General features: G+C 70.7%; 26 protein-coding genes and 3 pseudogenes. 23 read left to right on the forward strand and 6 right to left on the reverse strand.

Features of this window, described 5'->3' with window-relative positions:
- Positions 1-94: 94 nt before the first annotated feature.
- The 3 genes from ACZ4MF_RS42310 (at position 95) to ACZ4MF_RS42320 (ending at position 1,672) form a co-directional block, all read left to right on the forward strand.
- The gene (locus ACZ4MF_RS42310; protein WP_467498829.1) at positions 95-319 is read left to right on the forward strand and encodes a hypothetical protein; all 225 of its coding nucleotides are present in this window, start codon (positions 95-97) and stop codon (positions 317-319) included.
- A gap of 64 nt (positions 320-383) precedes the next feature.
- Positions 384-1,385 (forward strand): non-homologous end joining protein Ku, encoded by a 1,002-nt coding sequence (gene ku / locus ACZ4MF_RS42315; protein WP_467498831.1) that lies wholly within the window; start codon positions 384-386, stop codon positions 1,383-1,385.
- 32 nt (positions 1,386-1,417) lie between these two features.
- Positions 1,418-1,672 (forward strand): hypothetical protein, encoded by a 255-nt coding sequence (locus tag ACZ4MF_RS42320; RefSeq protein ID WP_467498833.1) that lies wholly within the window; start codon positions 1,418-1,420, stop codon positions 1,670-1,672.
- A gap of 13 nt (positions 1,673-1,685) precedes the next feature.
- On the opposite strand, the gene ACZ4MF_RS42325 is transcribed toward ACZ4MF_RS42320, so the two are convergent.
- The 5 genes and pseudogenes from ACZ4MF_RS42325 to ACZ4MF_RS42345 all read right to left on the reverse strand — a co-directional run bounded on the left by ACZ4MF_RS42325 (position 1,686) and on the right by ACZ4MF_RS42345 (position 5,555).
- Positions 1,686-2,468: an Fpg/Nei family DNA glycosylase gene (locus tag ACZ4MF_RS42325; protein WP_467498835.1), complete on the reverse strand. Its 783-nt coding sequence runs from the start codon at positions 2,466-2,468 to the stop codon at positions 1,686-1,688.
- A 2-nt stretch (positions 2,469-2,470) separates the two neighbouring features.
- Positions 2,471-3,220 (reverse strand): UdgX family uracil-DNA binding protein, encoded by a 750-nt coding sequence (locus tag ACZ4MF_RS42330; protein WP_467498837.1) that lies wholly within the window; start codon positions 3,218-3,220, stop codon positions 2,471-2,473.
- Positions 3,221-3,553: 333 nt separating this feature from the next.
- Complete coding sequence (locus tag ACZ4MF_RS42335) at positions 3,554-4,066, reverse strand: hypothetical protein (protein WP_467498839.1); 513 nt, start codon at positions 4,064-4,066, stop codon at positions 3,554-3,556.
- 223 nt (positions 4,067-4,289) lie between these two features.
- Positions 4,290-4,817 (reverse strand): annotated as a pseudogene (locus ACZ4MF_RS42340) (hemerythrin domain-containing protein).
- A gap of 261 nt (positions 4,818-5,078) precedes the next feature.
- Positions 5,079-5,555 (reverse strand): SRPBCC family protein, encoded by a 477-nt coding sequence (locus tag ACZ4MF_RS42345; protein WP_351578962.1) that lies wholly within the window; start codon positions 5,553-5,555, stop codon positions 5,079-5,081.
- Between the two features lie 170 nt (positions 5,556-5,725).
- On the opposite strand from ACZ4MF_RS42345, the gene ACZ4MF_RS42350 reads away from it, so the two are divergent.
- The 20 genes and pseudogenes from ACZ4MF_RS42350 (at position 5,726) to ACZ4MF_RS42445 (ending at position 24,079) form a co-directional block, all read left to right on the forward strand.
- Entirely contained in the window at positions 5,726-6,415 is a 690-nt protein-coding gene (locus tag ACZ4MF_RS42350) for an HAD family hydrolase (RefSeq protein ID WP_467498841.1), read from the forward strand.
- 153 nt (positions 6,416-6,568) lie between these two features.
- Positions 6,569-6,721, forward strand: a pseudogene (gvpK, locus tag ACZ4MF_RS42355) (gas vesicle protein GvpK); the annotation flags it as partial.
- Positions 6,722-6,870: 149 nt separating this feature from the next.
- The gene (locus tag ACZ4MF_RS42360; RefSeq protein WP_467498875.1) at positions 6,871-7,827 is read left to right on the forward strand and encodes an LLM class F420-dependent oxidoreductase; all 957 of its coding nucleotides are present in this window, start codon (positions 6,871-6,873) and stop codon (positions 7,825-7,827) included.
- A 21-nt stretch (positions 7,828-7,848) separates the two neighbouring features.
- Entirely contained in the window at positions 7,849-8,172 is a 324-nt protein-coding gene (locus ACZ4MF_RS42365) for a hypothetical protein (protein WP_467498843.1), read from the forward strand.
- Entirely contained in the window at positions 8,169-11,222 is a 3,054-nt protein-coding gene (locus ACZ4MF_RS42370) for an FAD-binding and (Fe-S)-binding domain-containing protein (RefSeq protein ID WP_467498845.1), read from the forward strand. The genes ACZ4MF_RS42365 and ACZ4MF_RS42370 overlap by 4 nt, the downstream gene beginning before the upstream one ends.
- A gap of 36 nt (positions 11,223-11,258) precedes the next feature.
- Entirely contained in the window at positions 11,259-13,049 is a 1,791-nt protein-coding gene (locus tag ACZ4MF_RS42375) for a thiamine pyrophosphate-requiring protein (RefSeq protein ID WP_467498847.1), read from the forward strand.
- Positions 13,046-14,155 carry an enolase C-terminal domain-like protein gene (locus ACZ4MF_RS42380; protein ID WP_467498849.1) on the forward strand — a complete coding sequence of 370 codons (1,110 nt, stop codon included), beginning with the start codon at positions 13,046-13,048 and terminating at the stop codon, positions 14,153-14,155. The genes ACZ4MF_RS42375 and ACZ4MF_RS42380 overlap by 4 nt, the downstream gene beginning before the upstream one ends.
- 89 nt (positions 14,156-14,244) lie before the next feature.
- Complete coding sequence (locus tag ACZ4MF_RS42385) at positions 14,245-14,802, forward strand: hypothetical protein (RefSeq protein ID WP_467498851.1); 558 nt, start codon at positions 14,245-14,247, stop codon at positions 14,800-14,802.
- 37 nt (positions 14,803-14,839) lie between these two features.
- Positions 14,840-15,346 carry a hypothetical protein gene (locus ACZ4MF_RS42390; protein ID WP_467498853.1) on the forward strand — a complete coding sequence of 169 codons (507 nt, stop codon included), beginning with the start codon at positions 14,840-14,842 and terminating at the stop codon, positions 15,344-15,346.
- Between the two features lie 33 nt (positions 15,347-15,379).
- On the forward strand, positions 15,380-15,535 hold the full coding sequence (locus tag ACZ4MF_RS42395) for a DUF6131 family protein (RefSeq protein ID WP_351578983.1): 156 nt from the start codon (positions 15,380-15,382) through the stop codon (positions 15,533-15,535).
- Positions 15,536-15,807: 272 nt separating this feature from the next.
- Positions 15,808-16,308, forward strand: coding sequence for a hypothetical protein (locus ACZ4MF_RS42400; RefSeq protein ID WP_467498855.1), 501 nt, complete (start codon positions 15,808-15,810; stop codon positions 16,306-16,308).
- Positions 16,305-16,595: an MrpF/PhaF family protein gene (locus ACZ4MF_RS42405; protein WP_467498857.1), complete on the forward strand. Its 291-nt coding sequence runs from the start codon at positions 16,305-16,307 to the stop codon at positions 16,593-16,595. Before ACZ4MF_RS42400 ends, ACZ4MF_RS42405 begins: the two co-directional genes overlap by 4 nt.
- 1 nt (position 16,596) lies before the next feature.
- Positions 16,597-16,905, forward strand: a complete 309-nt coding sequence (locus tag ACZ4MF_RS42410) for a monovalent cation/H(+) antiporter subunit G (RefSeq protein ID WP_467498859.1) — start codon at positions 16,597-16,599, stop codon at positions 16,903-16,905.
- Complete coding sequence (locus tag ACZ4MF_RS42415; RefSeq protein WP_467498861.1) at positions 16,902-17,201, forward strand: Na(+)/H(+) antiporter subunit B; 300 nt, start codon at positions 16,902-16,904, stop codon at positions 17,199-17,201. Before ACZ4MF_RS42410 ends, ACZ4MF_RS42415 begins: the two co-directional genes overlap by 4 nt.
- On the forward strand, positions 17,198-17,953 hold the full coding sequence (locus ACZ4MF_RS42420; RefSeq protein WP_467498863.1) for an MnhB domain-containing protein: 756 nt from the start codon (positions 17,198-17,200) through the stop codon (positions 17,951-17,953). The genes ACZ4MF_RS42415 and ACZ4MF_RS42420 overlap by 4 nt, the downstream gene beginning before the upstream one ends.
- Entirely contained in the window at positions 17,950-18,294 is a 345-nt protein-coding gene (locus ACZ4MF_RS42425; protein WP_351579001.1) for a sodium:proton antiporter, read from the forward strand. Before ACZ4MF_RS42420 ends, ACZ4MF_RS42425 begins: the two co-directional genes overlap by 4 nt.
- A gap of 10 nt (positions 18,295-18,304) precedes the next feature.
- Positions 18,305-20,158 carry a complex I subunit 5 family protein gene (locus ACZ4MF_RS42430; protein ID WP_467498866.1) on the forward strand — a complete coding sequence of 618 codons (1,854 nt, stop codon included), beginning with the start codon at positions 18,305-18,307 and terminating at the stop codon, positions 20,156-20,158.
- 261 nt (positions 20,159-20,419) lie between these two features.
- Complete coding sequence (gene ligD, locus ACZ4MF_RS42435) at positions 20,420-21,352, forward strand: non-homologous end-joining DNA ligase (protein ID WP_467498868.1); 933 nt, start codon at positions 20,420-20,422, stop codon at positions 21,350-21,352.
- A gap of 420 nt (positions 21,353-21,772) precedes the next feature.
- Positions 21,773-22,816, forward strand: coding sequence for an SDR family oxidoreductase (locus tag ACZ4MF_RS42440; protein WP_467498870.1), 1,044 nt, complete (start codon positions 21,773-21,775; stop codon positions 22,814-22,816).
- A gap of 261 nt (positions 22,817-23,077) precedes the next feature.
- Positions 23,078-24,079 carry a YihY/virulence factor BrkB family protein gene (locus ACZ4MF_RS42445; RefSeq protein WP_467498872.1) on the forward strand — a complete coding sequence of 334 codons (1,002 nt, stop codon included), beginning with the start codon at positions 23,078-23,080 and terminating at the stop codon, positions 24,077-24,079.
- Between the two features lie 13 nt (positions 24,080-24,092).
- On the opposite strand, the pseudogene ACZ4MF_RS42450 reads toward ACZ4MF_RS42445, so the two are convergent.
- Positions 24,093-24,382: pseudogene (locus ACZ4MF_RS42450) on the reverse strand (TetR/AcrR family transcriptional regulator); the annotation flags it as partial.

Genomic DNA, 24,382 nt, shown 5'->3' on the forward strand with positions numbered 1-24,382 from the left:
GGGCATGCTGAAGCCCATGGACGCCCGCCTCGCCCACGCGGACGCACGCGGAGACGGAGGTCCTCAGCGAGGGATCACACTCCACCCGGCGACCATGCGGCCCCGGCCCGCCGCGGACGTGGTGCCCTCGCTGCCGGACCACAGCGGCGACATCCGCGCCGAGAACGGTGACGCGGCCCGCGTCGAGCACACCGTGGCTCGGCTGCTCGACCGGGGCAACGGCGCCTGCGAACAGCGGCTGCTCCTGGAACGCACGGGCAGCCTGCGGGGCGTGGTCACGGAGTGCGTACGGCCAGGTGGGACGTGGGGCGAGGGGTAGGCGGCACCGCGCTGGGTACTCGCACTCCCAGCAAGTCCGTCCGTCCCGCGGAGGTGGCCGCGACATGGCACGCGCTATGTGGAACGGTGTCCTCACCTTCGGGCTGGTGTCCCTGCCGGTCCAGCTGTTCGCGGCCACCGACAGCCGCACCATCCGGTTCCGTCAGCTTCAGCGGGGCACGTCCGACCGGGTGCGCAACAAGCGCGTCAACGAGCGCACCGGCGAGGAAGTGCCACCGGACGAGATCGTCAAGGGCCTGGACGCCGGAGACGAGTACGTGATCCTGGAGCCCGGGGAACTGGACGACATCGCCCCGGGCCGCTCCCGAGAACTGGAGATCACCGGTTTCGTCGACCTCACGGACGTCGAGCCGGTCTTCTTCGACAGGACGTACTACCTGGGGCCCAAGGGTGAGCAGTACGAGAAGGTGTACGCCGTTCTGCAGAAGGCTCTGGAGCGTGCGGACAAGGCGGGGATCGCCACCTTCGTCATGCGGAACCGGGAGTACCTGGTCGCGGTGAAGTCCGACGGAGGGATCCTGACCCTGCACACCTTGCACTGGGCGGACGAGATCAGGGATCCGCACGCGGAGATCGACGATCTTCCCCAGCGGGTCCGGCCCGCCGACCGCGAGTTGCGGATGGCCAAGCAGCTGATCGACTCGCTGGGCATGGACTGGGACCCGAGCGACTTCCACGACACGTATCACGAGAAGGTGCGGGAACTGGTCGAGGCCAAGAAGAAGGGCGCGAGCGTGGAGAAGGCCGAGCAGCCGGCCGAGGCCACGAACGTCATCGACCTCATGGACGCACTGCAGGCCAGCGTCGACCGCGCGAAGTCGCGGAAGGGCCGGACGTCGGGGAGGACGCGCAGCGCGTCGAAGAAGGTGACCGCCGACCGCCGGGCACGTTCAGGGACGGAACCTTCGCTCGACTCGCTCACCAAGGCACAGCTGTACGACCTGGCGGCCGAAGCCGACGTCAAGGGCCGCTCCTCCATGAACCGCGAGGAGCTTGTCGAGGCGCTGTCGCACACCGGCAGGCGCGGACACGCCCGGGCCTCGTGACGCATCTCAGCATCCGACGAGGAGAGACACCGATGAAACCACGCCCGCAGCGGAACGGCCCGCATCCCGTCCCGAGGGATCTTCCCGACCAGCAGGCCGGGCACGGAGACGACCGGTGGGACCCGCACACGACCGACCGCCGCACGCCGGAGCGGAACGGTGCGGACGACCGGGAGGACACTGGCGACGTCCCCGACGTGGACGAGGCAGGCGCTGGGCCGCGCGGCGCCCCACGGCGCACCGGGGTCCATCCGGACCATCCCGTACCCGAGGAGCCCTCCGGCTAGTGCGGGGACTCGATCAGTGCTGGCAGTGCGTGCACCAGACGGTGCGCCGGCCGGCGACACGCTGTGAACGCAGCCGTTCTCCGCAGCGGGGGCACACCGGTTCACCGTCGTCGCGATGGCCGGTGAGCCAGGTTCGACGCGGTGGTACGCGACCGGCCCGTGTGGCGGTGGCGAGTACGCCGCGCATCGCCGTGAACACACGGCGCGCCTCGGCGTCGTCGAGCCCCTGCGCTCGGCGCCGGGGTGCCACGCGGGCGCGCCACAGGATCTCGTCGCTGAGCAAGTTGCCGAGCCCGGCGATGAGGGACTGGTCCATGAGCACGCCTTTGACGGCGCCCCGCCGCGCGGCGAGCAGATCCAGGAAGTCGGAGCGGGTCATTTCGAGGGCGTCGGGGCCGAGCCGGTCCAGCAGCCGCTGCAGGGCACGCTGATTCGGGGCCAGCCGTACGCCCTGGAGTTTGCGCTGGTCGCGGTAGCGCAACTGCCGATCGTCGGCGAAGGTCAGAACGACCCGGTCATGGGCGGCCGACGGATCGTCCGCGCGGGCGCACACCAGGTCGCCGGTCATCCCGAAGTGCCAGACGAGGGCCTGGCCGTCCCCGACGGGGACGATCAGCAACTTCCCGTGCCGCCACGGCCGGCCGAGCCGCCGCCCCTCCACCTCCCGCCGCAGGCGCCGCACGCCGACCCCGCGCAGTACATCCGTATCGTGCACGTCGACCCGCCGGACGCACCTGCCCCGGCCACAGCCGTTCAGCACGTCACGGAAGCCCTCGACGTCGGGCAACTCCGGCATGGTCACCTCCTGCGGCCCTCAGCTCGCCGATCGGTTCCGTCACCGTCGGCCAGGAGGCGGGACACGATGCGCAGATCTTCGACGAGGCCGTCGTAGACCCGCGTGCGGTCGGCGTCGCCGGCGCGCAGCACGGCGGACGGATGGATCGTCGCCACCAGCCCAGTGATCCCCTGCTCGGCTCCGCCTGCCCCGTCGCCGTCTCCGCCGCTCCCGACGAGGCCGGGCCAGGGCAGCAGCGCGCCGCGTCGCCCGGACACCCGGAAGGCCGAGCCGAGCAGGGCCTTGCCTGCCGTGCCGCCGAGCGCGACGACCACCTGCGGTGCCACGACTCTCAGCTCGGCCCTCAGCCAGGGCCGGCAGGCGGTCATCTCACGGAGTGTCGGGGCTTTGTGGATCCGGCGCTTACGACCCTCGGGGAGGGTGAACTTGAAGTGTTTGACCGCGTTGGTGACGTAGACCCGCTCCGGGTCGATGCCCGCGTCCGCGAGGGCGCGTCTCAGCACCTTGCCCGCGGGGCCGACGAACGGTCGGCCCTGACGGTCCTCCTGATCCCCGGGCTGCTCGCCGATGAGCAGGACCCGTGCGGTCGTGTCGCCCTCGCCGAACACGGTCTGGGTCGCGTCTCGATACAGCGGACAGCCCCGGCACTGCGCGGCCGCCTTCCGCAGCCCGGGCAGCCCCGCGCGGCGTCCCGGCAGGTAGGGCGTCGCGTCATGATCCCGGCCGGGTACCCCGGCAGTCGTTCCGGCCATGGCCTGTCGCCCCTTCTCCTCCTGGCCCTGAGCCCTGAGCGGGCGGTTACGGATTCCGAGTACCCGGGTACTCGCGGGATGGACACCGACCGCCGCCTGGAACAGAGGGAGAGGACGTTGCCATGAATGCCAACCGCAACCGCAGGGGCGACACCCGGCCCGACGAAAAGACACGAGAGCGGTCCGCGGAGGAACGGAACATCGTGACTCCGACCCCCCGGGACGTGCGGGCCAAGGCCGAGGGCGACGAGGGGGAGAACGACGAGAAGTCCGACCCTCCGGCAACCGACCGGTCCCTGTGACCGGCAGACCATCGTGCCTTCGCGGAAGGCGTCACGCCGTCCCGGCGGCCTCGACGTGCAGCAGCTCCAGCAGCTGGGACCGGTGCAGGGCGGCGACGGGTCCGACCAGGTCGGGGTGGCGCAAGAGCACGGTGGCTTCGCTGTCGTGGGTGCCCGGGTCGACGAGCCGTCGCAGACCGCCGGTATCGGTCCTGTGCTCGGTTGCGGCCAGTACCTGTTGTGCCTGAACGGCAAGAGAGCGGTCGGACAGGAGGCAGGCGGCCCAACTGACGACGGTCTCGTCCACCCAGGTCCGCCACGCCCTGGCGTCCTCGTGCGGACCGTGTCCCGTGCGCGCGTCCAGCTGGTCGGCTCCGCCCGGGCCGCACAGGTGGAGCAGTTGCACGTCAAGGCCGGTGGGGTACCGCAGATGGGCGGCAAGCTCGGCGGCCTGGCGTGCCTGGGCCTCGGCCAGGGCGCGGCTGAGTGCGCCTGCGGGCGGCGGGTAGGCAGCAAGGAGCCATCGGGCGCAGGCGGATATCACGGGTGTCAGATCGGTGGGCACGGCGACCGGTTTCCTGGGAGCGTGCTCGCCCCCTCCGGTTGGTCGGGTGCGCGAGCTGGTGCGCGGGGGCGGCGCTGCCCCGTTCGTGGCCAACCAGTCTAGGCGGCATCCAGGTCCCGGGGGCATGACCGAGGTCACGCTGTGCCCTGTTCGTGTTCGGGCGCCAGGGGCCGGGCATCCCTCCCGGGCGGCCCGGCCCCTGGCACGTCACCGAAACCCCGGGTCAGGACTTGCCGCGGCCGGTGGCGAAGCCGCGGACCCCGTCCACCAGGCCGGCACCCGGCGAGAGGAGCTTGCTGGCTGTCGGGCTGCTCGGCGCGGAGGGGTGCGGGCGAATGGGGGCCGTGGCCTTGGCCGGCCGGACCTCGTCACCGAGGTTGTTCGGCTGCTCCGGGGTGCAGGCGTGGCGCAACATCGGGAAGAGGTTGCTCTCCTCGTCCTCGACGTGGTCGGCGACTTCTGCCATGCGCTGCTGCAGGAGCGGGCTCATCTGCGCGCTCTTGGCGTCCCCCGTCTCCAGCTGTTTTGAGGATCTCCTCGACGCGGCCGTGGTCGGCGATCTCGTTGTCCGCGAGCCGGGCGCCGCCCTCGGCGTGTTCGCGCACCGCCGGGTGCAGGTACTGCTCCTCGCCGACCGAGTGCCGCACCAGCTCGATGGTGAGCTCGTCCACGAGGTCACGCAGTCGCCGGCAGCTCGTGGAATGGCCTGGATGCGGCCGAACATCTCCTCGACCTCGCGGTGGTCGGTCATCACCTCGTCGATCACGTTTCCGCCGTGTCCGTGCGTCCCGTCTTTCGTCCGTTCGCCTGGGTCTGTGCCGCCCAGCACAGCCCTTGCACATCGCACGTCGCACGGTGGCGCGGTCTCACCTGATCGGCGGTCCGCGCCGAGCCTGCCGACGCCACCGTGCGCCCGTGCGCCGCGACCGGGCCCGGCCGACAGCGAGCCCGGGGCCGACCCGAGCGTGCGCCATCGTGGGCACGGGCACGTCGAGGATGCCCGTGCGCCTCGTCAGAGAGGAGAGCCGGGGTCTGCGGGGCGGATGCGGCCGCGCCAGCCGCCGCTCTCGCGACCGCGGCTTTCGAGGTAGTCCTTGAAGCGGCTCAGGTCGCCTTTGACCCTCCGGTCGATCATGCCCAGCGCGTCCGCGCCTTTCTCGGCGATGCCTGTCGGCTCGACATCCATCGTGAGTTCCACACGCGTGTGCGTCTCGTCGATCCGCTCGAACCGGACCGATCCGCGCTGCCGGGTGTCTCCCGCGACGGATCGCCAGGTGATGCGGTCGTCCGGAAGCTGATCGACGATCTCCGTGTCGAACTCGCGCCGTACCCCGCCAATACTGGTGGTCCAGTGGTTGTGGCGGTCGTCGAGTTGCCTGACCTCGTCGACGCCTTCCATGAAGAGGGGGAATTCCTCGAACTGAGTCCACTGGTTGTACGCGATGCGGAGCGGGGCCGCCACGTCGACCGTTTCCTTGACCGAACTCATGGGGTCCTCCTTGTCGGCTCGTGAACCACCGGGTACCCAGGAAGAGTGCGGCGAAGACAGCTGTCCTCCCCCATGGCAGGCCCGTGCGTGCCATACCGCCTTGGCGGGAACCCGGCAGCCACTCGAGCCAGGATGAGGTAACCGGTCATGACATCCAGAGGAGTCTCGTCATGTCCACAAACAAGAGCCATTCGGGCAACGACAACGGCCGCGCAGCCGTGTTCGACGTGGACGGATCTCTCGTCGACACCAACCATCTGCACGTGGTGACCTGGTGGGAGGCGTTCCGTCAGGCAGGCCACCGAGTGCCGACGCACGCGATCCATCGGGCGGTCGGGCTCGGTTCAGAGGACCTTGTCGCCCATCTTCTCGGTGCAGACCGGGCCGAGGAGGAAGGGGCCGACCTCAGCGCAGCCCACAAGACGCTCTATGCCCAGCATTTCGAACTCCTCGCCCCGCTGCCGGGCGCGGGACGTCTGCTGCGGCGGCTGGCCGCAGACGGCTGGACGGTCGTCCTCGCCACATCGGCGAGTGGCGGCGAGCTCTCTGCGCTGCGGCGTGCGATCGACGCGGACGACGCGATCACGGCGACGGCGAGTGCCGATGACGTCACCGAAGGCAAACCGGCCCCCGAGCCCGTGGAGAGGGCCTTGGAGCTGGCCGGGATCACCGCGGAGCGTGCTGTGTTCGTCGGCGACACCGTGTGGGACATGCGGGCGGGCAGCCGTGCGGGCGTGCGGTGCGTGGGGCTGCTGTGTGGCGGCATTCCGCGTAACGAGCTGGAGGAGGCCGGCGCCGAAGCCGTCTTCGCGGACCCGGCCCACCTGCTCGCCTCGCTACCACGGAGCCCGCTGGCATGACGGCGGCTGCCGAGCTGCGGCCCCATAGCCCATCGGATCTGATGGGATCGGCGCCGCCCCCGCAGCCCGGAAGGTCCAGGTTCATTTGATGCATGCGGTGGAGCGGTGCATCAACCGCATGCAAGCAATGGCGCGGGACCGCCACCCGCCGCGAGATTCGACCTGGGCGACCCGAGCGAGGAGCAGGAGGAGCGCATCGGCCCCACCCTGCTGCTCGACGACCGCATGATCGAACTGCGCGAGCACTACGGACTGCGCTCCGAAGACGTCAACCTCGCTCCGGGGCCGCTCTGCCCCCTCCCCCCGGGAGTGGCCGTCCGGGCTGTCGGGGCCGAAAGACATGTGCCCGTACCGCCCATTCAGGACGGCACCACGGACGCACCCAGTTAGACCTGCCGATCCGACGGGTACCCGGCGCGTCCAGGATCACCGACATGTTCCCTCTGGGAGGCGCGATGCCCGGCTTCGGATACTTCCTGTCGTCCGAGGAGCACGGCCCGGCGGACCTCGTCGAGCAGGCACGCATGGCCGAGCAGGCCGGCTTCGAGTCGCTGTGGATATCGGACCACTATCACCCGTGGAACGGCCGACAGGGCCAGAGCCCGTTCGTGTGGTCGGTGATCGGCGCTCTGTCACAGGCGGTGTCACTGCCCGTGGAGACCGCAGTCACCTGTCCGCTGCTGCGCACCCACCCAGCGGTGATCGCCCAGGCCGCTGCGACCAGCGCGGTTCAGCTGGACGGGCGCTTCCGGCTGGGCGTGGGTACCGGCGAGGCGCTCAACGAGCACATCCTCGGCACCGTCTGGCCGGAGGCACCGGTACGGCTGGAGATGCTGGAGGAGGCACTCCAGATCATCCGGCGGCTGTTGACCGGGGAGCAGACCAGTCACCACGGCAAGCACTACACCGTGGAGAACGCCCGCCTGTACACGGTCCCGGACGAACCGGTGCCGATCGATGTGTCGGCCTTCGGCCCACAGGCCGCCGAGGTCGCGGCCCGCGTCGGTGACGGGCTGATCACCATGGCGCCCGATGAGGCCGTGGTGGAGCGTTTCCGGCGAGGTGGCGGCGGGAGCAAGCCGGTGTACGGCGGGCTGAAGGTGTGCTGGGGCACGGACGAGCGGGAGGCGGTCCGCACCGCGCACCGCCTGTGGGCCACCGAGCAGCTGCCCGGCGAACTCCCGCAGGTCCTGCCCACCCCGACCCACTTCGAGCAGGCCTCCGAGCTGGTCACCGAGGAGCGGGTGGCCCGGGCCGTGCGATGCGGCGACGATCCGGACGCCCACGTCGAGGCGCTGTCCGCGTTCGTCGACGCGGGCTTCGACGGTGTGTATGTCAACCAGATCGGCGCGGACCAGCAGGGCTTCTTCGACTTCTACCGCACCAAGGTCCTGCCCCGGCTTCGGGACTGACCGCGCGAGATGGTGGACACCGTGCCCGGACCCGCGGAGACCGACGGCAACACACTCGTCGTGATCGACACGATCAACACGCACGGCCACGAGCACACTGAGCCGCCGGTGCCGGCCGCCGAGCGCGCCGTGCCCGTCCTGGCCGAGCCGCCCGGCCGGGCCCGGAAGGCGGACGTTCTGGTGATCTACGCGAACGACGGCTTCGGGCCGTGCCGCTCCCACCACGGGGAGCTGCCAGAACGGGCGCCGGCTCGGCCGCACGCCGGCATGGGCGCCCGGATGGCCACGGCGAGCACCCGGCCCGCACCGGACCATCACGGCCCCCCGGGGGGAATACGATCATGACTGAACGCATCCGTGGAACCAGCCTCGACGCCCTGGCCGCGGCCCTGCGCGCCGAGGCCGACGCCGAGGTCCGGTTCGATGCCGGGAGCCGGGGGGCCTACGCCACCGACGGCTCCAACTACCGGCAGGTACCCCTCGGTGTGGTCGTCCCCCGGTCAGTCGAGGCGGGAGCCCACGCGGTGGAGATCTGCGCCCGGTTCGACGCGCCCGTGCTGTCGCGCGGCGGAGGCACCAGCCTGGCCGGGCAGAGCACCAACACGGCCGTCGTGATCGACTGGACCAAGTACTGCCACCACCTCGTCGCGGTCGATCCCGAGGCCCGCACCTGTGTCGTCGAGCCGGGCATCGTCCTCGACGAACTCAACCGCCGGCTCAGCGATCACCGGCTGCAGTTCGGCCCGAAGCCCTCGACACACAGCCACTGCGCCCTGGGCGGCATGATCGGCAACAACTCGTGCGGCGCCTCCGCGCAGGCGTACGGCAAGACGGTGGACAACGTACGCCGGCTGGAGGTCATGACCTATGACGGGCTGCGCATGTGGGTGGGACCCACCGGCCGGGCCGAGCGGGCTCGGATCGCCGCGGAGGGCGGACGGCGGGCCGAGATCTACGACGGCCTGGACCGGATCGCCGGCACCTATCTGGCCGACATCCGGCGCGGCTACCCGAAGATCCCGCGCCGGGTCTCCGGCTACAACCTCGACTCGTTGCTCCCCGAGAACGGCTTCGACGTCGCCCGGGCGCTGGTCGGCAGCGAAGGCACCCTGGTGACCGTCCTGCACGCCGAACTCGATCTCGTCCCGGTGCCCGCCTGCCAGTCACTGCTCGTACTCGGCTACGACGACATCTGCCGGGCAGCGGACGACGTGCCTCATCTGCTGGAGCACTGCTCCCCCGCCCAACTGGAGGCCCTGGACGGCCGGATGGCCCAGCTGATGCGCGAGGAGCACGCCTATCTCGACTCCCTCGCCGCCCTCCCCGAGGGTGACAGCTGGCTCCTCACGCAGTTCTCCGGGGACAGCCAGGAGGACGTGGACGAGCAGGCCCACGCCCTGCTGAAGGCGATCGGCCGCACCGAGCAGGACCCCTCGGTCGCCTTCTCCGACCAGCCCGAGCGCGAGCAGAGGATGCTCAAGGCCAGAGAGGCCGGGCTCGGAGTGACGGCACGCCCGCCCGATGACCGGGAGACGTGGGAGGGCTGGGAGGACTCCGCCGTACCGCCGCAGCGGCTGGGTGACTATCTGCGGGATCTGAAGCGCCTGTTCGACGAGTTCGACTACGACGATCCTTCCCTGTACGGCCACTTCGGGCAGGGCTGTGTGCACACCCGCATCCCGTTCGGGCTGCGGACCGCCCAGGGCGTCGCCGACTTCCGCCGGTTCGTGGAGCGGGCCGCCGATCTCGTCGCTTCCTACGGCGGCTCGCTGTCGGGTGAGCACGGCGACGGCCAGGCCCGCGGTCAGCTGCTGAGCCGGATGTTCGGCGAACGGCTGGTGACCGCCTTCGGTGAACTGAAGGCCCTGTTCGACCCTGGCAACCGGATGAACCCGGGCAAGGTCGTCGACCCGAATCCGGTCGACAGCGAGTTGCGTCTGGGTGGGGACTGGCGCCCCGCCGACCCGGAGACCCGCTTCGGGTATCCCGAGGACGGCCACTCCTTCACCCGGGCCGTAATGCGCTGCGTGGGCATCGGCAACTGCCGCAGTCGGCGTGGCGGCGTGATGTGTCCCTCCTACCGGGCGACACGGGAGGAGGAGCACTCCACCCGGGGCCGGGCGCGGCTGCTGTTCGAGATGCTCGACGGGCATCCGGACTCCCCGGTCACCGACGGGTGGCGCTCGACCGAGGTGCGCGACGCCCTGGACCTGTGCCTGGCCTGCAAAGGATGCAAGTCCGACTGCCCGACGGGCGTGGACATGGCCACGTACAAGGCGGAGTTCCTCTCCCACCACTACGCCGGCCGGCTCCGCCCCGCCGCCCACTACTCGCTGGGCTGGCTCCCGCTGTGGGCCCAACTGGCCTCTCACGCACCCTGGTTGGCGAACGCTGTGCTGGACGCCCCGGGCCTCGGCCGGGCCGGACGGTGGCTCGCCGGCGTCGAACCGGACAGAACGGCTCCGCTCTTCGCCGAGCGGTCGTTCATACGCTGGTGGCAGGAGAACGGCAGGCAGCGGCCCGACCCGGCCGATCCGGCGACGGTACTCCTGTGGCCGGACACCTTCAGCAACCACTTCCATCCGTCGGTGGCGATCTCCGCGGCACGGCTGCTCGAAGACGCCGGATTCCGGGTCGCCGTGCCCGACACCCCCCTGTGCTGCGGGCTGACGTGGATCTCCACCGGCCAACTCGCCACGGCCCAGCGGGTGTTGCGCCGCACCACGCGGGCACTGCGTCCCTATCTCGACGCGGGAACCCCCGTCATCGGCCTGGAGCCGTCCTGCACGGCCGTGTTCCGCTCCGACGCCCCCGAACTGCTCCCCGGCGACGAGGACGTGCGGCGGCTGGCGAAGCAGACGCGCACCTTCGCCGAGCAACTGGTCGAGCACGCGCCCGGCGCATGGAGTCCGCCCCGGCTGGCCAGGCAGGCGACCGTACAGACCCACTGCCACCAGCACGCGCTCATGAAGTTCGACGCCGATCGTGAGCTGATGCGCCGCGCCGGCCTGGACGCCGATGTCCTGGACGAGGGCTGCTGCGGCCTGGCCGGCAACTTCGGCTTCGAACGGGGCCATCACGACGTGTCCCTGGCGATAGGCGAGCTGGGGGTCCTGCCGTCCGTCCGCGCGGCGGCGCCCAGCGCCCTCGTGCTCGCCGACGGCTTCAGTTGCCGCACCCAGATCGAGCAGGGCGGCACCGGACGCCGGGCCCTGCACCTGGCCGAGGCGCTGGCTCTCGGTCTCGCCGGCAACCTGCCCGCCGAACAACCCGAACGCCTCGCCGCCCGCCCCGAGCCACCGTCCGCCGGAGCCCGTTGGGCGACGACGGCCGGCACCGCCGCACTCCTCGCGACGGCCGGTCCGCTCGCCGTACGAACGCTGCGCCGCCGGTAACCGCAACTGCACCCCCGCCGGAAAGGATCGCGAACCATGTCGACGAAGGTCTCCGACTACATCCTCCAGCGCCTGCGCGAGTGGGACGTGAAGCATGTCTTCGCCTATCCCGGCGACGGGATCAACGGTCTCCTCGCCGCCTGGGGGCGAGCCGGGAACAACCCCCGCTTCGTCCAGTCCCGCCACGAGGAGATGTCCGCCTTCGAGGCCGTGGGATACGCCAAGTTCTCCGGCCGGGTCGGTGTCTGCGCCGCGACCTCCGGCCCCGGCGCCATCCACCTCCTCAACGGCCTGTACGACGCCAAGCTCGACCACGTGCCCGTGGTCGCGATCGTCGGGCAGACCAACCGCAGCGCCATGGGCGGCTCGTACCAGCAGGAAGTCGACCTCATCAGCCTGTACAAGGACGTCGCCTCGGACTTCTGCGAGATGGTCACCGTCCCCGAGCAGCTCCCGAACGTCCTCGACCGCGCGCTGCGCACGGCGATGGCACGCCGCTCGGTGACGGCCCTGATCGTTCCCGCCGACGTCCAGGAACTGGACTACTCGCCGCCCGAGCACGCCTTCAAGATGGTCCCCTCCAGTCTCGGCATGCCGCACTCGACGGCGGTGCCGGACGACGAGGACCTGCGACGTGCCGCCGATGTACTCAACTCGGGCGGGAAGACGGCCGTTTTGATCGGCCAGGGCGCGCGCGGCGCGCGAACGGAGGTCACGGAGGTCGCCGAGCGGCTCGGCGCCGGAGTCGCCAAGGCCCTGCTGGGCAAGGACACCCTGGACGACGACCTGCCCTACGTCACCGGCGCCATCGGCCTGCTGGGCACCCGGCCGTCGTACGAGATGATGCGCGACTGCGACACGCTGCTCGTGATCGGTTCGTCCTTCCCCTACACGCAGTTCCTGCCGGAGTTCGGCCAGGCACGGGCCGTGCAGATCGACATCGACCCGCACATGGTCGGGCTGCGCTACCCGTTCGAGGTCAACCTCGTCGGCGACGCCGCACGCACGCTGCGCAGGCTGCTGCCGCTGCTGGAGCAGACCGAGGACCGGGCGTGGCAGAAGACGATCGAGGACAACGTGGCGCGCTGGTGGGAGGTGATGGAGCGGCGGGCCGCCGTCGAGGCCGACCCGGTCAACCCGGAGTACGTCACCCACGCGCTCAGCGGACTGCTCCCGGACGACGTCATCCTGTCCTCCGACTCGGGCTCGGCCGCCAACTGGTACGCCCGGCACCTGAAGCTGCGCGGCGCGATGCGCGGTTCGCTGTCGGGGACGCTGGCCACCATGGGCCCCGGCGTGCCGTACGCCATCGGCGCGAAGTTCGCGCACGGCGACCGGCCGGCGATCGCCCTGGTCGGTGACGGGGCGATGCAGATGAACGGCATGGCCGAGCTGATCACCGTCGCCAAGTACTGGCGGGACTGGGCCGATCCGCGACTGATCGTCGCCGTCTTCAACAACCGGGACCTCAACCAGGTGACCTGGGAGATGCGCGCGATGGAGGGCGCCCCGCAGTTCCTGCCCTCGCAGTCGATCCCCGACGTCGGGTACGCCGACTTCGCCCGCTCGCTCGGCCTGGCCGGCATGCGGATCGAGAAGCCAGACGGTGTGACGGGTGCCTGGGAGGCCGCCCTGGCGGCCGACCGCCCCTGCGTGCTCGACTTCGTGACCGACCCCGCCGTACCTCCGATCCCGCCGCATGCCACGCTCGACCAGATCGAAGCAGCCGCGGCATCCGTCCTCAAGGGCGACAGCGACCGGGCAGCCATGATCCGGCAGGGCTTCAGGGCCAAGGTTCAGGAGTTCCTGCCCGGAGGCCACAGGTGACGGACGCCCGGCCGGTGGAACGCCTGGCCAGCGAGGTCTACACCGTCCCCACCGACACGCCCGAGGCGGACGGCACCCTCGCCTGGGACAGCACCACCCTGGTCCTGGCCACCGTCCACTGCGGGACGGTCACCGGCCTCGGCTACACGTACGCCCCGCCCGCCGCGGCCCGTGTCATCGACGGCCTGCTCGCGGACGTCGTCACCGGCGTCTCCGTTCTCGACGTACCCCGGGCGAACGAGGCCATGGCCCGCGCCGTACGCAACGCGGGTCTGCCCGGTGTCGCGGCCCAGGCCCTCTCCGCCGTCGACATCGCCCTGTGGGACGCCAAGGCACGTGTGCTCGGCCTTCCTCTGGTCCAGCTCCTCGGAGCGGCCCGCGACGAAGTGCCCGTCTACGGCAGCGGCGGCTTCACCACCTACGACGACAGCCGTCTGGAGCGGCAGTTGCGCGGCTGGGTGGAGACGGAGGGCATACCGCGCGTCAAGATCAAAATCGGGGAGTCGTGGGGCCGATGCGAGGACCGGGACCTGCGCCGCGTCACCCGGGCGCGTGCCGCCGTCGGGCCGAAGACCGGGCTGTACGTGGACGCCAACGGCGGCTACGGCACGAAGCAGGCGGTCCGTGTGGCCGCGGGCCTCGCCGACGAAGGAGTCGTGTGGTTCGAGGAACCTGTCTCCTCCGACCATCCCGATGCCCTGGCCGCCATCCGCACCCAGGTCACCCCCGACGTCACGGCCGGAGAGTACGGCTACACGCTGTCGTACTTCCGGCACATGCTCGCCGCCCGCGCCGTCGACTGCCTGCAGGCGGACGTCACGCGCTGCGGCGGCATCACGGTCTGGCTGCGGGTCGCCGCTCTGGCCCAGAGCCACGGCCTGGAGATCTCGGGCCACTGCGCCCCGCACGCCCACGTGCACGCTGCGGCCACGGTGCCCAATCTGCGCCATCTGGAATGGTTCCACGACCACGTCAGGATCGAGCGGCTGCTCTTCGACGGCACCTTGGACGCTGAGGGCGGCTCCCTCGGTGTCGGCCAGGCACAGGCACCCGGCCTGGGTCTGAGCATCGCCGGCGAGCGAGCGGCTCCCTACCGAACCGGTTGACGGGACGCGTACGCCTCTCCACGAAAAGGAGTAATTCGCAGAGAACGGGAACACGGAAAACATCGAATTTTCCGGAAGGAGGTGGCTCGATGTCCACCGGCACACTTCTGGCGATCGTCATTCCCGTCGCGGTGGTCGTCGTGCTGTTCGCCGTGGGCCTGGCTCTCTTCATGCGGCACCGGGCCCTGCGGGAGCGCTACGGCCCCGAGTACGAGCGGACGGTCGAGGCCGCCGACAGCAGGCTCGCCGCCGAGCGCGAGCTCAGCGCGCGCGAGAAGCGACACGACAAACTCGACATCAAGCCCCTGCCCGACCGTCTGCGCGAGCGCTACACACGGGACTGGGACCACGTGCAGCACGAGTTCGTGGACCGCCCGGAGGACGCCGTGCACGACGCGGACCGACTGGTGACCTCCGTCATGCAGGAACGCGGCTACCCCACCGAAGGCTACGACCAGCAGCTCAAGGACCTTTCCGTGGAACACAGCCGCACCCTCGCGCACTACAGGGCCGCCCACGAGATCGACACGCTCAGCGAGGGCCACAAGGCCACCACCGAACAGCTGCGCAGCGCCATGGTCCACTACCGGGCACTGTTCGACGAACTTCTCTCCGACGGCGGCCAGAGCCGCCACGTCCCGGCGTGACATCCCAGCAGCCGGGACCGATGGACACGGAGCAGTTATGCAACGCGACGACACACCGCACACCACCGACAGCGGACTGTCCACCGAAGACCTCGCACAACCCCGCGAGACCGACGCAGCCCCGAGCGCCGCCCCAACTCCCCCGGTCTACCCGGGCGAGGGCGAGGGCGAGGATGCCAAAGGGGCGGACGCGTCCGACGACACCACGTTCCGCGAGACGAAAGCCCCCGCGGCCGCCGATGCGGCGAAAGCACGGACCGGGGACGCGGACGAGATGCCGCAATTGTTGACGGCCGAGGACGAGGACGACTTCCGCAATCGCTGGGAGAAGATCCAGACCACCTTCGTCGACGATCCCCGTGACGCGGTGCAGGCCGCGGACAACCTGGTCGCCAACCTCATGCAGACGCTCGCCACGACGTTCGACGAGCACAAGAAGACGCTCGAAGAACAGTGGAGCCGGGGCGGGCAGGCCGACACCGAAGCCCTGCGTATGGCCCTGCGCCACTACCGCTCTTTCTTCAACCGCCTGCTCACCACCTGAGAAACCCACCAGCCGGAGAGAAAGAAGAGCGCCATGATCGCACTCGGCGTCATCCTGCTCATCGTCGGATTCGTCCTGCACATCGGCATCCTGTGGACGATCGGAATCATCCTGCTCGTCGTCGGCGCCATCCTGTTCCTCCTCGGGTCCGTCGGCCACGCCGTCGGCGGCCGACGCCACTACTGGTAGACACACCCGGGTTCCACAAGGCTCGCCGAGGCCGATGGCGGCACGAGCAGTCCCGTCGGTGGGCGCCTCCACGCCGCCCACCGACGGGACCACGTCTGCCACAGCCGACATCCGGGTGATACCCGATGGCGTGGGTACCCGCCTCGAACGCGATGCTCCATCGCGGTGATGCTCGGCCCGAGGGGTCGCTCTCCCCGGCGTGCGCAGGGCATGGCGGTGGCGGCGCGCGGTACACGTTGCTGGTCCACGACGGCTGTGGGTGAGGAGGGGTGATGCGCAAGGCACGGGCGGCACTCGGCGAGGTACTGGCCTGGTGGGTGGTGCTGGTCGTCGTCAACGTCCTGTTCATCAGTACCGTCTCGCCCCTCGAACTCGTCGTCGTCGCGGGCGGAGCGCTGATCGCGGCGGTCGCCGCCCGGGCCGTCCACAGGGCGTCCGGTGCCCGGTTGGGCGGCACCCGGCGATGGGGAGCGGCCGCGCTCGCGTGGCCCGGCGCGGTTCTCACCGACCTGAGCAGACTGTGCCGGGCCACCGCGCGTGCCCTCGGCGGCCATTCCTCGCAAGGGAGCCTGAAGATGATGACGCTTTCCCCCGGAACGGGTGCCGCGTGGGCCTGCGCCCTGCTGTCGTCCACTCCCGGCGCATACGTCGTCGACGTACGCGTACGCGAACCACGGAGGACGGGGCGAGACTCGCAGACAGCCGTCGCGCACTTTCTCTCCGATGACCGTACGAGCCTGGAGGATGTGCTCACCGAGGGGACGCGCCGGTGAACGCCTGGCTGCTCGCGATCGCGGTCCTGCTGACCCTGGGTATGCCGCCGTGCGTCTGGGCCGCCGGCCGGGACTCGGCGGTCGAGAGGCTCGCGGGGCTCAGCCTGGCGACCTCCGTCGTCACCGCCGTTCTGCTGCTGACGGCCCAGGGGTTCGGCCGTAGTTCCTTCGCCGACCTCGGCCTCGTCCTCGCCGTCCTGGGACCCGCCGGAACGCTGGTCTTCTCCCGCTTCCTCGGCGGCCGGTCGGTCGAGGCCCCCGATACCCAGACTCATGGGAAGCCGTGACATGGCTGTCCGTCATGTGTGTGCACTCGTCCTGCTCATCGCCGGTACCGGTGCGCTGGTGCTGTCCGCCGTCGGCCTGGTGGCCCTCCCCCGGCCGTACCAGAGACTGCATGCCCTCAGCCCCGCCTCCACCGTCGGCACTCCGCTCGTCGCGCTCGCCCTGGCGGTCGAGAACGGCCCCGGACGCGCCGCGGTCAAGCTGGTCCTCGTCGCGGTGGTCGTGGCGGTCGGCGGGACGGTCACGGCGATGGCGATCGGCAGGACGACGGCCCAGCACGAACACCTGCTGCGAAGGGACTCCCCGGAGTGAGCACCGCTGTCGTCCAGGAGTGTCTGATCGCCGGCGCGCTGGTGCTGGTCGCCGCGAGTGCCACAGCCGCGGCGCTGGCCCGCGACCCGGTACGGCAGGCCGTCCTACTGGCCGTCCTCGGTCTGTGTCTCACCGTCCTGTTCACGTTTCTCCAGGCACCCGACGTGGCCCTCTCCCAGTTGGCCGTCGGTACGGCGGTCACCCCGCTGCTCATCCTGCTGACGGTCCGCAAGGTGCGCCGCCCGACAGCTTCGCGTCACGACGGGGACGACCGCGGCCAGGAAGGGCGGCGATGAGTCGTAGCGCGCGCATCCGGCTGTTCTGGGCCGCGGCCGTCGTCTTCGCCGCGGTGTACACGCTGGCCTGCACCGGTCTGCCGCACTTCGGGACGGCGGTGCACCCTTACGGCACCCGCGCGGTGGCCGCGTCGCTGCGGCAGCGCACCGCCAACGTGGTCTCCTCGGTCAACTTCGACCAGCGCGCCCTGGACACCCTCGGAGAGGAGTCGATCCTGTTCGCCTCGGTACTCGGGACGCTCGTGCTGCTGCGCCGTGCCCGCGACGAGCGCGTCGGCCCGCCGCAGGCCGGGCGGGTCCTGCCCAGCACCCGGCTGCTGGGCCTGGTGATGGTGCCGCTCACGCTGCTGACCGGCGTGTACATCGTGGCGCACGGCCAGTTGTCGCCGGGCGGCGGCTTCCAGGGCGGTGTCGTTCTCGCCACCGGGCTGCACATGGCGTATGTGGCCGCGGACTACCGCGTACTGAAACGCATCCGCCCGCTGGCCGTGCTCGACCTTGCCGACGCGCTCGGCGCGGGCGCCTTCGTGGCTCTGGGGTTCGCCGGACTGATCGCCGGCGGGGCCTACCTCCAGAACGTGCTGCCGCTCGGCACCTTCGGGCAGCTCTCCTCCGGTGGCCTGGTGCCGTTGCTGAACGCGGCGGTCGGCGTCGAGGTCGGCTCGGGCATCATCGTCCTGCTCGCCTCCTTCCTCGACCAGGCCGTCGAGGTGAGACCGGCGCGGAACTCGGGCTCGGGAGGAGGCACATGACGATGCTCCCCTTCCTCGCCGCCGGGTGGATCTTCCTCGCCGGCGTGTACGGCATGGTCACCAGCCGCGACATCATCCACGCCGTCGGCTGTCTCGCGGTGGCTCAGTCGTCGACGTACGTGCTGCTGCTCACCGTCGGATACCGGCGCGGCGGCATCGCGCCCTACTTCACCGACACTCCCCTGCGCACCCGCACCGTCGACCCGGTCGTCCAGGCGCTCGCGCTCACCGACGTCGTGGTGGGAGCCACAGTGACGGCGCTGCTGCTCGCGCTCGCCATCCAGATCCGCAAGCGTCACGGCACGGTCGACCCGGACGCCCTGACCGGGCTGAAGGGCTAGCGGGCCGGGCATGGTGCGTACCGCCGATCTGCTGCCGCTCGCGATCGCCGTACCTCTGCTGGGCGCCGTGGTCCTGGTGGTCGTCGGGCGATGGCTGCCGCGCCCGGCCATCGATGTGCTGGTCACCGTCTGGGCGGTGCTGGAGGTCGGCTGCCTCGCCCGGCTGTGGCTGCGTACCGGCGACGGGCACAGTGTCTCGTGGCTGGGCGGCTGGTCCCCGGTACACGGTGAGAGCGTGGGCATCGTGCTCGTGGGTGACCGGATCGGTGTCGGTCTCGCGCTGCTCACCGGCGCGCTCGTCCTCGCGGTCGTCGTCTACTCCTGGCGCTACTTCGACGAGCCGCCCGAGGCGCACGCGGGCACCTTCCCCGCCCTCATCCTCCTGTTCGAGGCGGGGATGGTCGGGTTCGCGCTGACCGGCGACCTGTTCGACGCGTTCGTCTTCTTCGAGCTGATGGGGGCAGTCGCCTACGCCCTGACGGGCTATCGCATCGAAGACCCACGGCCGGTGCAGGGCGCCCTGATCTTCGGTGTCGTCAACTCCCTCGGCGCATACTGCTCGTTGCTCGGCATCGGGCTAGTCTACGCCCGCACCGGTGAGCTCGGTCTCGCGCAGATCGGTGTGCAACTCGCCCGGCACCGCCCCGATGCCCTGCTGTCCGTGGCCTTCGTGCTGATCGTCACCGGGATGCTGGTCAAGGCGGCGGTGGTGCCCCTGCACTTCTGGCTTCCGGACGCCCATTCCGTCGCTCCGACCCCGGTGTGCATGCTGCTCTCCGGCGTCATGGTGGAACTCGGCGTCTACGGCACAGCACGCGTCTACTGGGTCGTCTTCTCCGGACCGGACGGCATCACACACGCGCACCTGCGCGCCGTGTTCGTGGCCGCCGGGGTGCTGACGGCACTGGTGGGGGCCGTGATGTGCTGGCAGCAGCGCCACCTCAAGCGGCTTCTCGCCTTCTCCACCGTCGGGCACGTCGGCCTCTTCCTCGCCGGTACGGCACTGCTCACCCCCGCTGCGACGGCCGGCACCGCCCTGTACGTCGCCGCCCATGCCGGGGTCAAGGCGGCGCTGTTCGCCACGACCGGTGTCCTGCTGGACCGGTACGGCTCCGTCGACGAGCACGGGCTGTACCGGCGCGGCCGCGATCTGCCTTTCGTCGGCGCGCTGTTCGCCGTGGGCGGCCTCGGGCTCGCCGGTCTGCCGCCGTTCGGGACAGCCCTCGGCAAGGCTGTCGCCGAGCAGGCCGGGGAGGACGAATTCCCCTGGCTGCCCGCGGTGTTCGTGCTGGTCTCGGCGCTCACCGGCGGAGCCGTGCTGCGGGCCGCCGCCCGGATCTTCGCCGGCGCCGGGCCCCGGCCGCGCGACCGGTACGCCGGCACGGAGACCACCGGCGGCGGTGAGGAACCGGAGATCCGCGATCCGCAACGCCGGATCCCCGTCCCCATGCTCGTCGTGCCCGCCGTACTCCTCGCCACCGCGCTCGCCGTCGGGCTGCTCCCCGGCCTCCGCGCCCCCCTCGCCCATGCCGCCCGGCAGTTCACCGACCGCACCGCCTATACGACGGCGGCGATCCACGGCCACACCGTCGCACCGTCCGCGCCGGTTCCGGACGTCGGCTGGAGCGCCGAGGGTGTGCTCCTCGCGCTCGCCTCGACCGTCCTGGCGGTGCTCCTCGCCATGGCCGCCGTGTGGGGGCCCACGCTGCGGTCACCGGCGTGGGGCCGGGTCGCGGCCGTCTGCGAAGGCGTGGGACGGCGCGTGATCGTGCCCCTGCGCCGACTGCACTCGGGACACCTCGGTGACTACGTCGCCTGGCTCGCCGTAGGGACGGCAGTGCTGCTCGTCGTCATGACCGTGTAGCGCACTGTGACCGAGTCCTGCGCGCGCATGGCGTCGGGTCCGTCGGGCACTCGGAAGACGTGACCATCCGTTCACCCGGCGGAAGGGGTGCATGAGGATGTCCGTCTCCACATCGCTGACGGACCTGGTCGGTCCTGTGGGATGCGCGCAATGGGCTGATGACGGAAAGCTCCGCCATCGCCTCCGCACCGGACTGCTCACCGACGAGGCCGCGACGGGCGTCCGGCGGAAGCGGCCTGGAGACAACCCGAGGAAGACCTCATGAATACCAGGGCGAGGACCCGGGAGAAGATACGGGTCGGCAGCCGCACCGTGCCGCTGTCGAACCCGGACAAGGAGCTGTTCCCGGACGACGGCATCACCAAAGCCGAGATGATCGACTACTACCGCGGCATCGCGCCCCTGATGCTGAGCCACCTCAGGGGCCGCCCGCTGGTGATGGAGCGCTACCCGGACGGTTACGAGGGAAAGTCGTTCTACCACAAGGACGTTCCCGACTACTTCCCCGACTGGATCCGCACGGTGCGCGTGCCCAAGGAAGGTGGCCGTCTCACCATGGCCGTCTGTGACGACACGGCCACCCTCCTCTATCTTGCCAACCAGGCGTGTATCACCCCGCATCCCTGGCTGAGCTCCGCGGACTGCCTGGACTGCCCCGACCGGCTGGTCTTCGACCTCGACCCGCCTGACAGCGCACGCGATGGCTTCGAGAGCGTCCGGTGGGGCGCGCGCCGGCTGGGCGACCTGCTCACCGAGCTGGGGCTGCGCCCCGCGCTGATGACGACGGGATCGCGCGGCCTGCACCTCCTGGTGCCGCTCGACCGGAGCACGGACTTCGACACCGCTCGGCACTTCGCCCGGCGCGTCGCCGACCTGCTCGCGGCGCGGCACAGTGACCGGCTGACGACCGAAGCACGCAAGAACAAACGCCGGGGCCGTCTCTACCTGGACACCCAGCGCAACGCCTACGCCCAGACTTCGGTCGCCCCCTACGCCGTGCGCGCCCGCCCGCACGCCCCGGTCGCCACCCCGCTGGCGTGGACGGAACTCGACGACCCGGAGCTGGGCCCACGGCGCTGGACCCTGCGCACCCTCCCCGAACGCCTGGACAAGCACGAAAACCCATGGAAGGACCTGAGCCGCTGCCGCCGCTCCCTCGACAGGGCACGACGCCACTTGGCCGACCTCGCGTGATCCGACAGGACGTGTGCGGGTCAGGACGAGTCGCCGCCAGGGCCAGGACGTGCACCATGGAACGGATCCGGACACACCCACAGCGGAGAAACGCACTGCAACCTGCGCTGAGAATCGCCTTCGGACCGCGGCACGGAGGCTCGGCGACCCGTCGAACGCGCTGCGCGCCCCGACCGCCGGCCCGGACCGGGCCCTGACGTCCAGGCGCCACGCACCCCAGGCCCAGATGCAACTGTGTCGGCAGGTGCGTCGGCCCTGGTCGGCACCATCCTGCAGGTGTGACCTCGGCCAGCTGCGAGAGGTTTTCGGACGCACCTGAGGGTTACTCCGCAAGTGCACGACTGTTCCTGTACCGGCGGTCCCGCCAAGGGGCACCGGTCGTCAGACCCGTGACAGGGGCGAGAAACGGAGGCAGCAGCCATGTTCCAACGGTCCGGTCATGGGTCGCACAGCCCACGGGTCGTCGTGGTCACCGGAGCCAGCGGGGGCGTCGGCCGGGCCTCAGCCCGGGCGTTCGCCGCACGAGGCGACCGTGTGGCGCTCGTGGCACGGGGCCGAAACGGGCTGGACGCCGCAGCCGACGAGATACGCCGCGCCGGCGGAACGGCGCTGCCACTGGAAGCGGACGTCGCCGATCCCCGTGCCGTGGAGGACGTGGCAGCACGGGCCGAACGGGAACTCGGCCCGATCGACGTCTGGGTCAACGACGCCTTCACCACGGTGTTCGCGGAGTTCACCGACATCGAGCCGGACGAGTTCCGCCGGGTCACCGAGGTGTGCTACCTCGGTTACGTGTACGGCACGCAGGCTGCCCTGCGCCGGATGCTGCCGCGCGACCACGGCGTCGTCGTACAGGTCGGCTCGGCGCTCGCCTACCGCGGTATCCCCCTGCAGTCCGCCTACTGCGGCGCCAAGCACGCGATCCAAGGCTGGAACGAGGCAGTGCGCTGCGAACTCCTGCACCGCCGCAGCGGGGTGTCGGTCACCATGGTCCAGCTGCCGGCCCTCAACACCCCCCAGTTCGACTGGTCGTTGAGCCGGATGCCGTACCGTCCACAGCCCGTTCCACCGATCTACCAACCCGAACTCGCCGCCCGTGCTGTGGTGTACGCCGCCGGTCGCCCGCGCAGGCGTGAGTACTGGGTCGGCGCGAGCACCATGGGCACACTGCTCGCCAATGCCGTGGCACCCGGCCTGCTCGACCGCTATCTGGCCCGGACCGGCTACGACTCGCAGATGACTGACGAGCCGAAGCCGCCCGGCAGCCGCGACAACCTCTGGCAGCCGCTGGACGGCATCGACGGCAGGGACTTCGGCGCGCACGGCCGCTTCGGCGAACGGGCGGCATCGCGCGCACCGCAGCCATGGGCCTCTCGTCACCACGACGCGCTCGCCTTGGCCGGAGTCGCGGCGGCCACGGCCGCGGCCGGTTTGGCGGTGCGGCACCGTCCTCGGCGGCGCTAGGCGACGTCCTGCACAACCTCCCCGCACAGTTGGTGGCAGAATCGGCTGGTCAGGCGTCTGCATGAGCTGGCACATTCTTGGTGCATCGAGGCGACCCCGAGGACGGCTACTCCCTCGCGCTCCTCACTGAGAGAGGCAACCGTGGAGGTCCGGTCACCCAGAGCACGGCAGCAGGAGACATGGCGTTCTGACCTGCACAGGCTGAGTGGCCGGGCCGACGGCCCGCTCATATGGCGATGCGGGCAGGGTACTCGTTGTCCCATGGAAGTCGTCGCGCGCGTGGACGCCTACCAGCGTCGGCACCGCTGGGTGGGGTTCCCGCTGGCTGTGGTCTACAAGTTCTTCGACGACCAGGGCAGCTATCTCGCGGCCCTGCTCGCTTACTACGCCTTCGTGTCCCTCTTCCCGCTCCTGCTGATCCTGGTGGCCGTCCTCGGCACCCTGCTCAGTGGCGATCCCGGCCTGCGGAAGCATGTCCTCGACTCGGCGCTGGCCGAGTTCCCCGTCATCGGTGACCAGTTGGGCCACAGTGTTCACCCCCTGCACGGCAGCGGACTCGCCCTCGCGGCCGGTGTCATCGGCACGCTGTACGGCGCCTTGAACGTGGGGCAGGCCGCCCAGTACGCGCTGAACAAGATCTGGGCCGTGCCCCGCCACGCCCGGCCGGACCCACTCCGTTCCCGGTTGAAGGGGCTTGTGTTCCTGGTGATCCTGGGGACCGGGCTGTGCGTGACCACGCTGCTGTCCTCGGCGGTGGCGGCCGCAACCGTGTTCGGCACCCGCCCGGCGGCCGGGGCGCGGGTCGCCGCGGTCGCCGGAGCGGTCCTGCTGAACACCGGACTGATCGTGCTGAGCCAGCGGGTCCTGACCCAGCGCGAGCTGCCGCTGCGCCGACTGGCCCGGGCGGCCCTCGGCGGCGCCTGCGCCTGGCAGCTCGTGCAGTGGGCCGGCTCCTACTACGTCAGCCATGTGCTCCGGGGAGCCACAGCGACCTACGGGATGTTCGGTATCGTCCTCGGCCTGCTGGCCTGGCTCTACCTGGGCGCATTGATCTTCCTGAGCACGGCGGAGGTGAGCGCGGTCGGGGTAGGACGGATGTGGCCGCGCAGCCTGCTGACCCCTTTCACCGACCGGGTGCGCCTGAGCCCGGGGGACCGCCGCGCCTATCAGTCGTACGCGACCACGGAGGCCTTCAAGGGCTTCGAGAAGATCCGCGTGCGCTTCGCCCGACCTCCAGAACCTCCGCGGTCCCCTGGTCGGTAACCGACCCGGAACGTCACGTGACCATAGTGGAGTTACCGGATGGGCGGGTGACGGCCCAGGCTGCCTCGATCATCGGAAAGATCTCGTCGAGCGCGGTCTGCGGGTCGGCCGTCTCACGGGCCAGTGAGTAGGCGTCGATCACGAACCTGGCAATGGTCCGGCAGGCCGTTGTGGTCCGTGACAGGTCGGGATCGGCGGCGATGGCCGCTGCCAGCGCCTCCGCGTGGCGAAGTCTCATCGACTCCTCGTACTCCCGCAGGGCGGGTGATGCGTCGATCATGCGCCAGATCGGGGTGGCGCTGT

The sequence above is a fragment of the Streptomyces sp. NPDC025793 genome (assembly GCF_055558375.1).

Excerpts from the sequence above, each read along its gene's own strand:
- ACZ4MF_RS42310 (WP_467498829.1), top strand. The coding sequence starts at position 95 with ATGCGGCCCCGGCCCGCCGCGGACGTGGTGCCCTCGCTGCCGGACCAC.
- ku (WP_467498831.1), top strand. The coding sequence starts at position 384 with ATGGCACGCGCTATGTGGAACGGTGTCCTCACCTTCGGGCTGGTGTCC.
- ACZ4MF_RS42320 (WP_467498833.1), top strand. The coding sequence starts at position 1,418 with ATGAAACCACGCCCGCAGCGGAACGGCCCGCATCCCGTCCCGAGGGAT.
- ACZ4MF_RS42325 (WP_467498835.1), bottom strand. The coding sequence starts at position 2,468 with ATGCCGGAGTTGCCCGACGTCGAGGGCTTCCGTGACGTGCTGAACGGC.
- ACZ4MF_RS42330 (WP_467498837.1), bottom strand. The coding sequence starts at position 3,220 with ATGGCCGGAACGACTGCCGGGGTACCCGGCCGGGATCATGACGCGACG.
- ACZ4MF_RS42345 (WP_351578962.1), bottom strand. The coding sequence starts at position 5,555 with ATGAGTTCGGTCAAGGAAACGGTCGACGTGGCGGCCCCGCTCCGCATC.
- ACZ4MF_RS42350 (WP_467498841.1), top strand. The coding sequence starts at position 5,726 with ATGTCCACAAACAAGAGCCATTCGGGCAACGACAACGGCCGCGCAGCC.
- ACZ4MF_RS42360 (WP_467498875.1), top strand. The coding sequence starts at position 6,871 with ATGCCCGGCTTCGGATACTTCCTGTCGTCCGAGGAGCACGGCCCGGCG.
- ACZ4MF_RS42370 (WP_467498845.1), top strand. The coding sequence starts at position 8,169 with ATGACTGAACGCATCCGTGGAACCAGCCTCGACGCCCTGGCCGCGGCC.
- ACZ4MF_RS42375 (WP_467498847.1), top strand. The coding sequence starts at position 11,259 with ATGTCGACGAAGGTCTCCGACTACATCCTCCAGCGCCTGCGCGAGTGG.
- ACZ4MF_RS42385 (WP_467498851.1), top strand. The coding sequence starts at position 14,245 with ATGTCCACCGGCACACTTCTGGCGATCGTCATTCCCGTCGCGGTGGTC.
- ACZ4MF_RS42390 (WP_467498853.1), top strand. The coding sequence starts at position 14,840 with ATGCAACGCGACGACACACCGCACACCACCGACAGCGGACTGTCCACC.
- ACZ4MF_RS42395 (WP_351578983.1), top strand. The coding sequence starts at position 15,380 with ATGATCGCACTCGGCGTCATCCTGCTCATCGTCGGATTCGTCCTGCAC.
- ACZ4MF_RS42400 (WP_467498855.1), top strand. The coding sequence starts at position 15,808 with ATGCGCAAGGCACGGGCGGCACTCGGCGAGGTACTGGCCTGGTGGGTG.
- ACZ4MF_RS42410 (WP_467498859.1), top strand. The coding sequence starts at position 16,597 with ATGGCTGTCCGTCATGTGTGTGCACTCGTCCTGCTCATCGCCGGTACC.
- ACZ4MF_RS42420 (WP_467498863.1), top strand. The coding sequence starts at position 17,198 with ATGAGTCGTAGCGCGCGCATCCGGCTGTTCTGGGCCGCGGCCGTCGTC.
- ACZ4MF_RS42425 (WP_351579001.1), top strand. The coding sequence starts at position 17,950 with ATGACGATGCTCCCCTTCCTCGCCGCCGGGTGGATCTTCCTCGCCGGC.
- ACZ4MF_RS42430 (WP_467498866.1), top strand. The coding sequence starts at position 18,305 with ATGGTGCGTACCGCCGATCTGCTGCCGCTCGCGATCGCCGTACCTCTG.
- ligD (WP_467498868.1), top strand. The coding sequence starts at position 20,420 with ATGAATACCAGGGCGAGGACCCGGGAGAAGATACGGGTCGGCAGCCGC.
- ACZ4MF_RS42440 (WP_467498870.1), top strand. The coding sequence starts at position 21,773 with ATGTTCCAACGGTCCGGTCATGGGTCGCACAGCCCACGGGTCGTCGTG.
- ACZ4MF_RS42445 (WP_467498872.1), top strand. The coding sequence starts at position 23,078 with ATGGAAGTCGTCGCGCGCGTGGACGCCTACCAGCGTCGGCACCGCTGG.